Source organism: Hyphomicrobium sp. MC8b, assembly GCF_905067615.1.
Taxonomy (GTDB): Bacteria; Pseudomonadota; Alphaproteobacteria; order Rhizobiales; family Hyphomicrobiaceae; genus Hyphomicrobium_B.
This window is the reverse complement of the sequence record NZ_LR898465.1, coordinates 1,440,970-1,455,012: the sequence shown is the minus strand read 5'-3', so window position 1 is coordinate 1,455,012 and position 14,043 is coordinate 1,440,970. Positions and strand designations below refer to the sequence as shown.

The 14,043-nt window shown below is 61.4% G+C and carries 16 protein-coding genes; 7 read left to right on the top strand and 9 right to left on the bottom strand.

Going from position 1 to position 14,043, the window contains the following annotated elements; translation table 11 throughout:
- Positions 1-50 precede the first annotated feature (50 nt).
- Entirely contained in the window at positions 51-2,177 is a 2,127-nt protein-coding gene (locus ACLB1Z_RS07060; RefSeq protein ID WP_409562661.1) for a ParB/RepB/Spo0J family partition protein, read from the top strand.
- A 153-nt stretch (positions 2,178-2,330) separates the two neighbouring features.
- Positions 2,331-3,092 (top strand): hypothetical protein, encoded by a 762-nt coding sequence (locus ACLB1Z_RS07055; RefSeq protein WP_409562660.1) that lies wholly within the window; start codon positions 2,331-2,333, stop codon positions 3,090-3,092.
- A gap of 5 nt (positions 3,093-3,097) precedes the next feature.
- Here the strand turns inward: ACLB1Z_RS07055 and ACLB1Z_RS07050 are convergent, their stop codons facing one another.
- On the bottom strand, positions 3,098-3,418 hold the full coding sequence (locus ACLB1Z_RS07050; RefSeq protein WP_409562659.1) for a hypothetical protein: 321 nt from the start codon (positions 3,416-3,418) through the stop codon (positions 3,098-3,100).
- A 447-nt stretch (positions 3,419-3,865) separates the two neighbouring features.
- Between ACLB1Z_RS07050 and ACLB1Z_RS07045 the strand changes: the two genes are divergently transcribed.
- Complete coding sequence (locus ACLB1Z_RS07045; protein WP_409562658.1) at positions 3,866-4,780, top strand: ArdC family protein; 915 nt, start codon at positions 3,866-3,868, stop codon at positions 4,778-4,780.
- A gap of 610 nt (positions 4,781-5,390) precedes the next feature.
- On the opposite strand, the gene ACLB1Z_RS07040 is transcribed toward ACLB1Z_RS07045, so the two are convergent.
- Positions 5,391-5,585 carry a hypothetical protein gene (locus ACLB1Z_RS07040; protein WP_409562657.1) on the bottom strand — a complete coding sequence of 65 codons (195 nt, stop codon included), beginning with the start codon at positions 5,583-5,585 and terminating at the stop codon, positions 5,391-5,393.
- A 392-nt stretch (positions 5,586-5,977) separates the two neighbouring features.
- On the opposite strand from ACLB1Z_RS07040, the gene ACLB1Z_RS07035 reads away from it, so the two are divergent.
- Complete coding sequence (locus tag ACLB1Z_RS07035) at positions 5,978-6,415, top strand: hypothetical protein (protein WP_409562656.1); 438 nt, start codon at positions 5,978-5,980, stop codon at positions 6,413-6,415.
- A 148-nt stretch (positions 6,416-6,563) separates the two neighbouring features.
- A complete protein-coding gene (locus ACLB1Z_RS07030; protein ID WP_409562655.1) occupies positions 6,564-7,037 on the top strand; it encodes a hypothetical protein in 474 nt (157 codons plus the stop codon).
- A 13-nt stretch (positions 7,038-7,050) separates the two neighbouring features.
- Here ACLB1Z_RS07030 and ACLB1Z_RS07025 read toward each other — a convergent pair whose 3' ends face one another.
- A complete protein-coding gene (locus tag ACLB1Z_RS07025) occupies positions 7,051-7,302 on the bottom strand; it encodes a hypothetical protein (RefSeq protein ID WP_409562654.1) in 252 nt (83 codons plus the stop codon).
- 176 nt (positions 7,303-7,478) lie between these two features.
- Here ACLB1Z_RS07025 and ACLB1Z_RS07020 point away from each other — a divergent pair, with 176 nt between their 5' ends.
- Both ACLB1Z_RS07020 and ACLB1Z_RS07015 read left to right on the top strand, forming a co-directional pair.
- Positions 7,479-7,853 (top strand): DUF6876 family protein, encoded by a 375-nt coding sequence (locus tag ACLB1Z_RS07020; RefSeq protein ID WP_409562653.1) that lies wholly within the window; start codon positions 7,479-7,481, stop codon positions 7,851-7,853.
- A gap of 89 nt (positions 7,854-7,942) precedes the next feature.
- Positions 7,943-8,245 (top strand): hypothetical protein, encoded by a 303-nt coding sequence (locus tag ACLB1Z_RS07015; RefSeq protein WP_409562652.1) that lies wholly within the window; start codon positions 7,943-7,945, stop codon positions 8,243-8,245.
- Positions 8,246-8,281: 36 nt separating this feature from the next.
- Here the strand turns inward: ACLB1Z_RS07015 and ACLB1Z_RS07010 are convergent, their stop codons facing one another.
- The 6 genes from ACLB1Z_RS07010 to ACLB1Z_RS06985 all read right to left on the bottom strand — a co-directional run bounded on the left by ACLB1Z_RS07010 (position 8,282) and on the right by ACLB1Z_RS06985 (position 13,885).
- A complete protein-coding gene (locus ACLB1Z_RS07010; protein ID WP_409562651.1) occupies positions 8,282-8,596 on the bottom strand; it encodes an ankyrin repeat domain-containing protein in 315 nt (104 codons plus the stop codon).
- Positions 8,593-9,363 (bottom strand): hypothetical protein, encoded by a 771-nt coding sequence (locus tag ACLB1Z_RS07005; protein ID WP_409562650.1) that lies wholly within the window; start codon positions 9,361-9,363, stop codon positions 8,593-8,595. The genes ACLB1Z_RS07010 and ACLB1Z_RS07005 overlap by 4 nt, the downstream gene beginning before the upstream one ends.
- A gap of 170 nt (positions 9,364-9,533) precedes the next feature.
- Positions 9,534-11,285: a LamG-like jellyroll fold domain-containing protein gene (locus ACLB1Z_RS07000; protein ID WP_409562649.1), complete on the bottom strand. Its 1,752-nt coding sequence runs from the start codon at positions 11,283-11,285 to the stop codon at positions 9,534-9,536.
- Positions 11,282-11,566, bottom strand: coding sequence for a hypothetical protein (locus tag ACLB1Z_RS06995; RefSeq protein WP_409562648.1), 285 nt, complete (start codon positions 11,564-11,566; stop codon positions 11,282-11,284). Before ACLB1Z_RS06995 ends, ACLB1Z_RS07000 begins: the two co-directional genes overlap by 4 nt.
- 88 nt (positions 11,567-11,654) lie before the next feature.
- A complete protein-coding gene (locus ACLB1Z_RS06990; RefSeq protein WP_409562647.1) occupies positions 11,655-13,598 on the bottom strand; it encodes a hypothetical protein in 1,944 nt (647 codons plus the stop codon).
- Positions 13,595-13,885 (bottom strand): hypothetical protein, encoded by a 291-nt coding sequence (locus ACLB1Z_RS06985; RefSeq protein ID WP_409562646.1) that lies wholly within the window; start codon positions 13,883-13,885, stop codon positions 13,595-13,597. The genes ACLB1Z_RS06990 and ACLB1Z_RS06985 overlap by 4 nt, the downstream gene beginning before the upstream one ends.
- Positions 13,886-14,043 lie beyond the last annotated feature (158 nt).

The window sequence follows — 14,043 nt, the reverse complement described above, 5'->3', positions numbered from 1 at the left end:
GACGAGTGCTTCCCCGATCACAACACCGACCATCACAAGGAGAACCGACTATGACCAAAGCAAAAGCAAAATCTACCCGCAAACAACCCGCCGAACAGATCGCCATCGCGAGCGCCATCATGATCCCGCTCGACAAGCTCGATTTGTCCGACGACAACGTCCGCCAGATCAAAGCCGGAGTATCGATCGACACCCTTGCCGACGACATCGCCTCGCGCGGTCTGCTCCAATCGCTGAGTGTGCGCCCCCAGCTCGACGATAATGGCGAGCCGACCGGCCGCTACGCCGTGCAAGCCGGTGGCCGACGCCTCCGCGCCCTCCAGCTCAACGTCAAGAAGAAGCGCCTTGCGCCTGACGCGCTCATCCCTTGCATCCCAAAACTGACCGGCCTTGCCACCGACGACAGCCTCGCAGAAAATACATTCCGCGAATCCCTTCACCCGCTCGACCAGTTCCGCGCCTTCGCCGCGCTGCGCGCGCAGAACAAGAGCGACGCGGACATCGCCGCCACCTACCACGTCACGCCTGCCGTCGTTCGCGCGCGCCTGAAGCTCGCCGCCGCAAGCCCGGTTCTTCTTGACGCTTACGCCAAAGACGAAATCAACCTCGACGTCCTTATGGCCTTCTGCGTCACAGGCGATCACATCCGCCAGCAGCAAGTCTACGATGCGCTCGTCAACGGTCACGAAATCACCGCCTGGCAGGTTCGCCGCATGCTCACCGAAACCTCCATCGAAGCTTCCGATCCGCGCGCCCTGTTCGTCGGCCTTGAAACCTACAAGGCCGCCGGCGGCCCTATCATGGAGGACCTCTTCAAGGAAGACAGCGGCCCCTGGCTCGAAAACCCCGACCTTCTTTACAAACTCGCCGACGAAAGGCTCCAGACCGTCCGCGCCGACCTTCTCGCCAAAGGCTACAAGTGGGCGCAAATCTCTCTTGACGACAACCTCTACGATCTGAAGCGCAACCTGCGCCGGCTGGATACGCCCTCCGCCCTCACCAAAGACGACAAGCACCTCTACGACAAGCTCTCGACCGAATGCGAAGAACTCGTCGAAAAACGCGAATATGGCTCCGAAGAAGATCCCTTCACCGACGCCGACCGCGCGCGCCTCGATGAAATCGAAACCGCTATCGCCGATCTCGACAACCGCGCCCCGCGTCTCGCCAAAAAGAATATCGCGCGCTCCGGCGTTCTCATCAGCCTGTCCGACTCCGGCAAACTCTGTCTCGAATACGGCTTCCTGAAACCCGAAGACTGCAAACCCGACAAAGACGCAGACGCAGACGCCCCCGCAACCTTCGGCTCCGATGACGAAGACTTCGGCGATGACGATGGCGGCTATGTCGACCCCGACAACGCCGGCGCAATCATTGCCGACAAACCCCTATCCGACAGCCTGGTGCGCGATCTCTCGTCCTACCGCACCGTCGCCCTGCAGAACGCGCTCGCGCAGGACTTCAACACTGCGTTTCTCGCAGCCCTCCACGCCATGTGCTGCCGCCTCTTCCCCCGCGGCGCTAATGATTCCTGCATCGAGCTCTCGCCCTCCCGCCAGTATTTCCGCGGCGTCGCGGGCCTTGAGGACAGCAAACCTTACAAGGCGATCGAAGCGCGGCACGATGACTGGGAACAGCGCCTGCCGCGGGAACGCCATGCCCTCTGGGCCGCGCTCAACGCCCTCTCGATGCAGGACCGCGCCGACCTGTTCGCCCACTGCGTCAGCCTTACCCTCGATGCCGTGCACGGCAACCAGAGCCGCGGCAATGCCGCCACGCACACCGACCAGCTCGCCTGCGCTCTCTCCCTCGACATGAAAACCGCAGGCTGGACCTCCACGGCCGACAACTACTTCGGACGCATCAGCAAACCGCAGATCATCGAGGCCGTTAAGGAAGCCAAAGGCGCCCACACCGCCGCGCTGATCGACCACCTGAAGAAGCCCGTGATGGCCAAGGAAGCACAGCGCATCATCGCCGACACTGACTGGCTCCCGCCGCTCCTGCGCTACCCGGCCGGCGCGGCCGAGCCGACGCAAGCCGCCGAACCAGCTTCGAAAAAGCCTGCTACTTCCCTACCGAAATTCCTTGCCGGCCCTCGCAGCGATGCAAAGCCGGCCGCGCCAGCAAACGACGCCGCGTCCTCTCCTGGCGCAGCGCCACAAGCCGCCGAATAGCCACGGCCGCTTTACCTCGGCCGCACCCCCAAATGGGTGCGGCCGCCTTTTCCTATATAAATCCTATCCCGCCTTCAGCCCCCGTGACCAACCTGCTAAACTGTCCCGCAAACCTATTCAGCTCCGCCCTGCCGCCAAACAGACGGACAACCAATGCCTGCCGCCCGCGACCAGCCACACTATTTCTGGCGCCAGACCGATGATCCCTTCGAGGCCAATCTATACCGCGGCGACTCCCTCATCGCCGAAACCAACTTTTTGACAAACACCGCTAAGCTCATCAATCGCCCTGCAGAGCAGTCTTCCGCTCATAACCTTCCTGAGAGACTCACCGCCCCACACTCCCAAACGATCTTCCACGCCGTCGAACAGCACCTACGTATCGATCGTGTCGACGACATGCGTTTCTCCGACAACGAACCTGATTTCCTCAACACACGCATGGAGCAAGAACAGAGGGCCGCGGAATTCGCCCGACAGCACCCCGGCGACCACGAGCCGCTTCACTACATTCGTGAGACGCTAAACTCGATAGATTCTGCCGAATACTACAACAGAACACTTTTTCGCCTGCCGATAAGCGCCCACCTCATCAATGCCCGCGACGAACTCCAGCGAACCCTCCGTGAGTTTACCACCCACCATCAATGGACTCCTGCCGCAAAAGACAGTCTTCTCCGCGCTATCAAATCCACCACCGCATCCAAGGAAGCCGCCAAGGATCACGAGAAAAGTTTCGAACACGACACCAGCTTTTACCTTAACTGCGAAAAAGCCGCCGCTTGCATTGGTCTAGATTATCACCAATCTCTCCAATCCACTCAAACCGCAACCTCCTCGCGCGTCTCGCGCCTTCAGCGCCTCTATGACACCCGCGACAATCAAAAAGACAACGACCGCGAACGCGACCGCTGACCTCTCTATTGCCCCCTTGACCCTAAGACCTTTTCAATTTCGCCCACCGATCGCTCCACAACATCCGCGATCTGGTAGCTGTTCTTGCCCTCGCGCTGCAGCCGCCTGACCATCGCCTTTTCCTTTTTCGACCACGGACGCCCCTCACGCAGCGGCCGCCCGTTCGCCAGCCGCTCCACATAATCGAGACGCCGCCCGAACCGTAACTCATCGCGCGCGCGGTCCTTCACATCGGCGCGCGCTTCATACCCCGCGAAAGCCTGCGCGTTCGCCAGTGTCGCGCCCCGGCACAGGAACAACTCGATCCAGAAAACTTCCGCCATCATCGCGGCGCGTTTGCCGTCGCACTTTTCCAGCCTGATGAAAACCGGCTCGCCGCCCGCCGCAGCGATCTGCCGAACCCGCAGACCCGCAATCGTCTCACCGCCCTTCGCATGCTGCGCGCATCGCAAATCAAATCGCGATGTATGCCCGATATAGAAAATCCCCGCGTCACGCGGATCCATAATTCCGTAAACGACAAACTCCACCCGCCGATTCTAGCGCGCCCCCGCCGCCCTCGCCAGCCGCATACGATCGCAACCACGTCGTGCCTCTCGCTTCCGCTTGCTCTCCTTTGCCGCTGTCCGCTCATCCCGGCCGCTTGTAGCCGGGCGCGCCTTGCCGTCAACGGCTTCGCCTTACCACCGGCCTCAAGGCCGGGGACGGCGGCGGCTTGCTCGCCCGGCTCGACTTCGCGGCGCGCGGACAACCATCAGCAAAGGAGAACCATCATGCCTGCCAACGAAAACCGCCCCGACGTGTACACCCGCATCACCGACAAGATCGTCACCGCCCTCGAACAAGGCGCGCGCCCCTGGACACAGCCCTGGAACGCCGAACACCTCGCCGGGCGCATCACGCGCCCGCGGCGCGCGACCGGCGAAGCCTATCGCGGTATCAACGTCATCATGCTCTGGATGGAAGCCTACGAGCGCGGATATGCCGCTCCGGTCTGGATGACCTTCCGTCAAGCACTCGCGCTCGAAGCCCATGTCCGCAAGGGCGAGAAAGGCTCCCTTGTCGTCTACGCCAACAAAATCACGCGCACCGAACAGGACGCCAACGGCGATGATTACGAACTCGAAATCCCGTTCCTCAAGGGCTACACCGTTTTCAATGTCGAGCAGATCGAAGGCCTGCCCGCTCATTACTACGCAAAGCAGGAGCCCGCCGCGCCCATCACCGCCGTCGACCGCGTCGCTCATGCGGACACTTTCCTCGAGTCGACCGGCGCCAGCGTCGTCCACGGCGGTAACGTAGCGTCCTATAACGTCGGCACCGACCTGATCCGCATGCCGCCGATCGACACCTTCCGCGACGCGCCGAGCTACTACGCCGTCCGCGCCCACGAAACGATCCACTGGACTCGTCACAAATCGCGACTTGACCGCTCCTTCGGCCGCGAGAAATGGGGCGACGAAGGCTACGCCCGCGAAGAGCTCGTCGCCGAGCTCGGCTCCGCCTTCATCTGCGCCGACCTTGATCTCACGCCTGAAATCCGTGACGACCACGCCGCCTATATCGCCTCCTGGATCAAGGTCCTGCAGAATGACAAGCGCGCCGTCTTCCAGGCCGCCGCCCACGCTCAGCGCGCGGCCGATTACCTGCACAACCTGCAGCCCGGCGCCGCCGCAAAAGCCGCCTAGCCGTTCTCCCGCGACCTTCAGGCGGGATAATTCCCGCCTTAGCCCTGCGATAATCACGATGACTGCTAGATTCAGGCAATGCAGCCGCCGCCTTGCTGTCGCGCAGCGCGCCATATCAGTGACTAAGCCAATTTCCTTTGCAAATTGTGCACCCCCCTCTATAATAAATTTGTAGCTGAAGGGCAGGGTATCTCAACTCCCTATCCCTCGCCACAAACACGGAAAGGCTCCTGGCTAAGCACAGGCCTTCCGCATTTCTTAGGGACACGGAAGGCTCCTGGCTAAGCGCAGGCCTTCCGTGTTTATTTTTCCCTGCCGCCCGTTCAAAATACCCCCGCTTCCGCCGTGCTGCGCCCGATGCCCGCGCACGGCCGCACCCTCCTGCTCTTAAGCGTCGCCAACCAGCGGACGAATGCCGCGCCCACAGCGCCAACTCTCGCGCCGTAATCTTATGACGGCATAATTCCCAACCTTATCCACTAGCGCCATCCTATATACGCCGAGTCCTCGAAGTCATCCGGCCTTTACGTGGACTCCCTGCAACCGGCTGCGCGCGCCGTCGCCGCGTAAGCGCGCAGCACCGCCGCCCTTGCGGGGCGGCGGTGCGGATTCACCAGGGATTGCGCGTGAACTTTTCAAGGCGCTCCCGGCGCTCGTTCTGGACCGCGTCGATGCAGGCCATCACTCTGCACCAGTCCGCGCTGAACGGCTTGGTGCGTAACAACGCCTTGTTGAACAGGTCGTGCAGCACACCGAGTTCGGTTGAGCTGCGGCGAACAAGATCTCCGCGTGACAGTGTTTTCATTGGTTTCCTCCTCTTTTTTGCGAGGCACGGACCATCCGGGCCTTCATGCCCGAAACACCGCACGATCACAGGGCGAAGGACCCGGTGGCCGTGCCACCATGGAAAAAAGAGGACCGATGAAATCACCTGGCGCGCGAGATCCGCCGCGCGAGACCAGACACTCCCGTGTGACGACCTGTTTTCTCAACAAGCAAAGCCGTTCACGCCGGCAGTGTGCACCCTGCAGCGTCCTACTCCTGTCGCGGTCAGCGAGCGCCATTCCCTCCAGCGCCCACAAGCAATCCCGCCCGCACCGCCAATCGCCCCGCGCAAACCAAGGCGGCGGCGACTCTGGCCTTCGGTTCAGGTTCCCTCTCCGTGCGAAGGAAACCCGAACCGAAGGAGATTCTGAAATGTCGCTTATCGACCACGCCATCCGCGCCCGGCGCATCGCGCTTAATGCGCGTTCTGCCCTTGCAGCCCTCGCAAGACGATATGCCCCCACGACGCGCGCGAGCCGCGCCTCCTTCACGCTCGACGAAACCGTTACCGCCTTGTGCATCTGGGAATATGTCGATCATGCCAGCGTGACAGAGCCGCGCCATCCGCTGCTGACGAGCCTGCGTCAAAACATCGGCACCTGCGCCCTGCGCGAGCAATGCGCTCTCATCGCCCCCTATTGCGAGCGCGTCTTCGCTCTATTGCCGCCGCATACCGCTGACGATCATCCCTACGACTGGGAGATCGTGCCGCTCATCGTCGACCAGCTGTCCTGGGACGATGCGCCCCTGCCGCCCGAAGCCGCCACGGCCGCATCCGTCGCCGCGATCCTCGCCGGCAGGCCTTCATAAACCCCCGCGCATACATCCGTATGACATCGCCCGCGCGCTTGACGCCGCGCGCGGCGAACCGATACCATTACGGTATCCAACGCAACGACTCTGTCTTGATTTTACACCCGGCCGCGCGCCGGGTTTTTCATTTTGAAAGGCAACTCTTATGACATTTACGAAAGTGACGGACCGCCTCTCCTATGGCGGCCTTGATACCTGCTGCCGCAAAGCAGCCCACGACCGCGCCATCATCCACGCCTGCAAGGAACCATGCCACCGCGCCGCCCTCGGCTACGCGCAAAAGAGCCTGCCGCGCACTCATGCCGCCTATCTCGCGCATGAAACGCCCGGGCATCTCTATCTCAATATGATCGACCCGCCGCTGCCGCTCTTCCAGCTCGATAGCTTCCGCCGCGTCCTCGCCTTCTACGACAGCCTGCAGCCGGACCAGCCCTTACACATCCACTGCAACCAGGGCCGCTCGCGCGCCCCCTCTCTCGCCCTGCTCATCATGGCAAAGCGCCTCGGCCTTCTCCCAGCCGAAAGCTACCGCGCGGCGCGCGCCGCCTTCCCGCACCCTTACGCGCCGGGCGAAGGCATCGCGCAGTTCCTCACACTCAATTGGACTGATATTTCTTAAAGTGCGGCCGCGCTCACTCGTTCACCGAAACGCGCTGCTTCTGCGGCTTGCGCTCTTGCGCGCTGGCGCTGCGTTCCTCGACCCAGGCATAGCACCCTTCCCGGAACGACTGCGATTTACCGCCGCAATCTTCGCGGACAGCGATCTCTTTCTTTATCGCCCATTCATACCCCGCCTTGTGCCCCGAACAATCCTTCCTGCACGGATACCCGCGAAACTCATCCGCGGCCGCCCCGCCGCCCATCAGCCAAACGGCCAAACCCATTATGATCGCATAACGCCCAGACATCCGTTTTCCCATTTCTCCATGCCCGTCAATCCCTTCCTCAATAGCAAATATTCCGTATACAGATCAATAGGCGAACGCTTGCCGTTCACATGAGTCCCTTCGATCGGGTTCCGCAGCCTCGGTGTCGAAACCCGAACGAAGGAGACTCCTACATGCACTCAGGACCGAAAACGCTCTGCGCCGACGATCTCGCTCACTTCACCGGCACCGAACACTGGTATCGACACCCGCTCGTCCCCTCCGTCACCTATACCGACGGCGCCCGTTACGTCGCCCAGGCCGGCGGCGCTTACTGGCTTCTCGACGAGATCGCCTTCGCACAGCGCTTCAACAAGCTTGTCGCCGCCGCGCCGTTCCAGCTCTGGCGTCTTACGGTCGATCTCGACCGGCAATCCGCTGTCCTCATCTGCGAGGACGGCAACAACCGGCCCATCGCCGCCAAGGAAATCACCTTTACCGACTTCCCGCTCGCGGAGATCCGCTTCTACGTCACCGACAACGTCATCCTGCTGCCGAGCGAATATTGACGCGCCTTCAGGCCCGCGGCCGACCGACACTTTCTCCATTGCAAGTGGGTCCAAAGCTTCGCGAAACCCACTTGCAATGGAGAAACCAAATGGCTGCACAAGACCTCGAATCCACCCCGCATCACCGTCTGCTTTACATCGAGGACGCCGCCCACGGCTGGCTCCAAGTGCCGCGCACACTTCTCGGCAGCCTAGGCATTGCCGACGGCATCACATCCTACAGCTATCAGCGCGACGGCATGGTCTACCTCGAAGAAGATCTCGACATGACAACTTTCTGGAACGCCTACGAAGCACACTACGGCATCGCTCCCGTCTTCGAACGCTACTACGTCCCGCGCTGGCCGGGCCGCCATTACGACACCTACAAGCCTGCGCCCGGTATCCCCTGAAATCGCCATCGAGCCCCGCTCCGGAAGCCCGCGGCCTTAAACAGCCGCGGCTTCTTTCGCGAGAATATAGTCTGCCAACTCTTCGCTCACACGGCACTGCGCTGCCACCACCGTCGGCAGACGACCGAAGCCGTCTGCCACGAACGCCGCACCGGCCTCCTCGACCAGGTACTTCGCCATCGGCAAATCGTTCATCGCCACCGCAAGGTGCAGCGCCGTCAGACCTTCGGCCTGCCGCGCCGCGATATCAGCGCCCGCCTCGATGGCCGTTCGCACCGCCGCGATATCCCCGCCCGCCGCCCCGGCCAGCAAACGCGTATCCAGTTTTTCCCTGTCCGCGACATCGCTCACGGCACGCCGGCTCCCGAATACTCAAAATGAAGCCGCTCACTCAGCAGCAACTCGCCCTCCGCTCCTGTCACCGGCGCACACTGACACTCGCTCCATAACACCGACTCGTGCCGCGCAAAGAAATGCACGCGCGGTTTTCGTGTCGCCGTGCTCCGCATCACCCCAACCTCGAAACTATCAAACCTCACCAGAACCCCCTCGAACGCTTCGCCGCGCTCCTTATGATCATAAGGCAGTCCTGGCCGTGCCGACGGCGGCAGCGGCGGCGCGAGCCTGCGCTCCGCCATATGCGTCCGCGCCGCCGTCGTCGTCACCGTCAGAAAGCCCGCCGCAATCCGGCTGAACAGATCCTTCTCGTGTGCCGGCGGCGACCCCGCATAAGCCTGATACGCGCCGTCACACATCGCCGCGCTCTGACGCGGCGCCACCGTCGCAGAACCTTCGTTGAAGAACCTCGAAAGCCCGGCCGCAAGCTCCGCCAACTCATCCTTCCCTGGCGGCAAGCCGAGCGCGAACTCGTAAAATACACGCACGGAAGCGTCGTTGGTCCGCGTATCATTGGCAAGAAACCGCTGCACCGTTTTCTGAGGGATGTACTGCGCTTCGCGCTTCACCGCCTTGGCCATATGAACGATCAACGTCGGCACGCCGATCCGGTGCTCTTCCATATAGCGAAACAGCGCCGCTCTGATCCGCTCGCGCTCCAGCTCGTCGAAACCGCTCTTCCGCGACGGCTCACCGCCCGAACTCTGTTCCTGTGCGATCATTAAACCGGCCTCTGGCCAGATGCGCCGATACCCCTGCTTCCCGCCGGGCATATGACGCCGCACTCTCGCATCGATCGCGCCGGACTGTCTACGTCCCGATCTCCGTCCGGACCCCTGCAACGATCTCGCCGCGCAATCTCACGGCCTAAATCCTCGCACGAACCTCACGCTCAACCCGCGCACCCGGCTCCGCCGTTATACAGCTGCCCGATCTCGCCGTCTGACAACGCGCGGCTATAGACGCGTGTATCGTCAATCGAACCATGGAAATAAGCTTCCTCACCCCCGGCGCAACCGCCGTCGGCCCCGATCAATGTCGGGCACGATCCGAAATTCATGGCCCCCGCATAGGTCCCCGTGCTGTTCGCATTCAACACGCCGTTAATGAGAAGCTGCACGGTACTCCCGCTGCGCCGCACTGCAAGATGCGTCCACGTATTGAGCGGAATCAGCGCCCCTGTCGTGAACAGAACTTCCTCGATCCACACATAACCCTTATTCCCGTCCGCTATATACAGCTCGAAATGATCGCCGCTGTTTCCCGCATTACAGATTACGCAATCCCAGCCCACACCTGCGCTCGTCCGCACCCATGTCGAATACGTGAAATCCCCGGTCGGAAGTCCCGGGTTGTCAACGCGCACATGATCATTGTTGCCGTCGAAGTCGAGCGCACCGCCGAGCTTGCCCGCCACCCAATCGGAAGCCGGCGTCATGTTTACGAGCGTCCCTGTTTGGCCGCTGCCCGACGCATCCGTCGCCACCGTCGAACCGCTCGCTTCATCGAACCTATAGTACGCCCCGAGTCCCGACGTAGAAACACCGCACGCGTCTACGCCGCCGCCTCCTCCGCCCGGACCGCCGCTCGGCGTCTGACACACCGAAGTATAGATCTTCCCAATTGCACCGTTACCGCTCGAAACCGCCACAGCCTTTTTGCCGTTCGCGCTGAGCGCTATTTTGTTCCACGGCACATTCATACCGCGCGCCTGCCAGCTCTCGCCGCTGTCCGACGACACATAAATGGGCCCCCCGTAAACAGTTGCGGCCAAACGCGTTCCGTCCGCCGATGACGCAACCGCGACCCACGGCGCCTCTACGTCATGCGCCGTCCAGCTTGTTCCGCTATCCCTCGACATCAATATCCTGTTGCCGACATTAGTCGCCGCCAACGTGCTGCCGTCCGCTGACGAAGCCACGCCGTACGCCTCCGTGCCCGCCCGGATTGACCACGCAACCCCACTATTCGTCGAAATGTAAACCGCCCCGCCGTCCGTTGCCCCGATCAGCTTCGTCCCATCGGCCGAAGAGGCAACATCCGTCCACAATCTGTTTGCGCTATCGCGCTGCGTCCACGCCCCGCCATTCTCCGAAGTAAAAACCCGGCCATTGTAAACTGTACCAACAAGCTTCAGCCCATCCGCTGACGATGCAACCGCCGTCCAATTGCGATTTCCGCTATCCTGCTGCGCCCACGTCTCCCCGCTATCGGTCGAAACATACGGTCTCCCGTTCGCCACGACAGCCACGAGCTTTGTGCCGTCAGCGGAAGACGCCACATCGACCCAGGCCCGGCTGCTCGCGCGCTGCGTCCACGTGGCTCCGCTATCGCTCGATGTATAAATGAAACCGTTATTAACACTCGCGACCAGTTTGGTCCCGTCATCCGACGATGCTAACCCACTCCAGTCGCGATCATTCTCGTGGGCCTCCCACTCGCCGAAACAACCTTCGCCGCCAAAAGACAACAAGCGCCACTCCGTGCCGTCGCAATACTGCAGCACCCCGTAATCCGTATTCTTGATGATCGCACCGTTCGGCCGGCTCCCGCTTGGCTCCAGAGCGCAGTCAGCACGCGCCCCACTCGCACCGAGCCCTAGCACCAGGCCCAAACCCATCACTAAAGCGCCGATCCTCATCATGGCGCCCCCACTTTCGCTGTCGGCGACGCCGGCAACCCCTGTCCGTGTACATTTTCGGTAACAATACCCCGCTTGCCCTCGACCAAGCCCTCCATGTGAAGACCATCGGCATCGATATGCCCGACCTCTTTGCCGTCGATCACAAACCGGATGATGCCCGCCGCATCGTCCTCGACGATACGCACGCGGCCCTCACCCCCATCAATCGACGCTCGCTCTTCAGCCCGCGCCGCTACCGCGATCAAACAAAAACAACCTACGAGAAAAATCGCATTACGCATCAACTCCCCTTCTTTCCGTCGTCAAAAAAATCTCGTCTCCAATACTAAAATCCATATCCATCTTTCAGGCCATTCCCGCTAAACCCAATTACGGATCGACGAAGCACAAAAGATGAAAGTCGTCGTCGCATGTTCCGGTTGCTACCGCCCATCGGGTGTTCCCGCCATCCGATGTGTTGGCGCGGCCGGTCATCCCGCTTTGACCGCCTGCGGACGAGGCCCAAGCGTTGCAACGGGACGCATGTGATGTCGAAGGCCAGAGCGTGGTGCCGGTTTGAGCGCGGCCACTCCAATAAGAGGGGATCTCATCACCACCGGTTAACCGCGTCGCTTGCCCCCAGAGGTCGCTGTTATTGGGGCCTTGGCCGGAGGCGTTGGTCGTAAAGGAATCGCCGCCGCCGATGGCATCTAAAGCGGTGGCAAAAAAATACTTGGTATTGGGTTGGCCGTTTTGACAAGTCGTGCCGTCGCAGAGAAATGCGCGGACTTTGCCTGATACGAGCTGGCCGTTGGCAGAAGCGACAGCTTTGTTTTTCCACGCCGTCGCCGTGAGAGCCGAAAGGCACTTTGCGTTGGCGCCGCTGAGTCCGCCGAGATTGCCGTTCCAGAAGTTACTGGTAAGAACAAAGTAGCCGTCGGCTGCGGTGGGAACCGCAGGAGCAACCAGCGATCCCGTCACCCCAAGAATATTCACGCCGCTGGCGATATTCGCGGCAACCAGCTGCGGATCGCCGCTGTCGCGGTCGGCGTCGAGCGTACACGTTGCCGTAGCGTCGTTCGTGCAGTCCGGTGCGCCGCCCGTCAGCATACCGGTCACGCCAAGAATATTCACCCCGCTCGCGACGTTCGCAGCAATGAATTCCGGATCGCCGATACCGCGGTCGGCGTCGAGCATGCACCTCGAAGTAGAGTCGTTCGCGCAATCCGGCACTCCGCCGCTGCTCACGCCGTTACAGAACGAGGTGTAAATCTTCCCTGTTTCCCCGTTGCCGCTTGAAACAGCCACCGCCTTCTTACCGTCGGCGCTCATCGCTATATCGCGCCACGCCACATTCATACCGCGCGCCTGCCAGTTCGCGCCGCCGTCCAACGAAACATAAACAGGCCCCTTCCTGGCGCCGTCCCACTCGTAATCAATCGCTACCAGACGTGTCCCATCCGCCGATGACGCAATGCCCGCCCACGCCGCCTCTACGTCGCGAAGCGTCCAGCTCGTCCCGCTGTCCGCCGACACCACGATCCTGCTACTGAAGTTGACTCCCGCCAATACGCTGCCGTCAGCCGACGACGCCACCTCAAACGCGATGGTGCCCGCGCGCGGAACCCACGTGACCCCGCTGTCAGAGGATGTGTAAATCACGCCGCCATCCGTCCCGCCAACCAGCTTCACCCCATCCGCGGAAGACGCGACATCCGACCATGCACGGTCTGCGCTATCCTGTTGTTGCCAAGTCCCGCCGCCGTTTGCCGACGTGTAAACGCGCCCACTGCCAACGACACCGACAAGCTTCATACCGTCGGCCGACGATGCCACCGCCCTCCAGTTGCGGTTCACCGTGTCCTGTTGCACCCACGTAGCGCCGCTGTCGGTCGACGCATACGGTCTGCCGTTCGCCACGACGGCGACGAGTTTCGTGCCATCCGCCGAGGACGCAACATCCACCCAGTTCCGGCTGCTCGCGCGCTCCGCCCACGTTGCGCCGCCGTCCGCCGATACATAGATAAAGCCGTTAGCCACCGTCGCGACCAGCTTCATCCCGTCGTCCGACGATGCTACCCCGCTCCAGTTGCGATCACTCTCGCGCGCCTCCCACTCGCCGAAGCAGCCTTCGCCGCCCAAATTCCAGGCGATCGCCTTCCATGCAGTGCCGTCACAATATTGCAAAACGTTGTGATCGCTATTGAATACGATAGCCCCTTTCGGCCGCGTCCCGCTCGGCTCGATCTCGCACCCCTGCGGCGCTGCGAGTGCCGGCGCGCCGCTCACGAAGAAAGCCAAGCATACCAAGATGACGGTGAGCCGCTTCATCATCGCCCACCGCCACTTTCAGGCGCCGGCTGTCCTGCAACCGCGGGCAAAATTTCCGCTTTCGACGAAAGCGCTTCGCACACAAACTTCTCCTCGACGCTTCCACAACGCGCCACCTTCAACCCGCCGAGAAAGACGAGCAGCACCCCTTTGCCGTCATCCTCTACGATGATAACTTCACCCAGATCCCGTAACGCGACGGCCTCTCGCTTTTCTGCTTCCAAAGCATGCGCGAGCCCCGCCCCAATCAAGACAAAAACACTTATTACGAGAAAAAGCACATACCGCATCAAATCCTTTTCTTTCCGCCGCAATAAACACGGCCGCATTTCCACAATAATTTAATAGTTTAATACCGCGATTATCTCGCTTGCCAACAACCTTTCACTTCTCAATTCGCGCGACCGACACAGCTACCAAATAAAACTTATTGCCTCCCGCGAAAAAA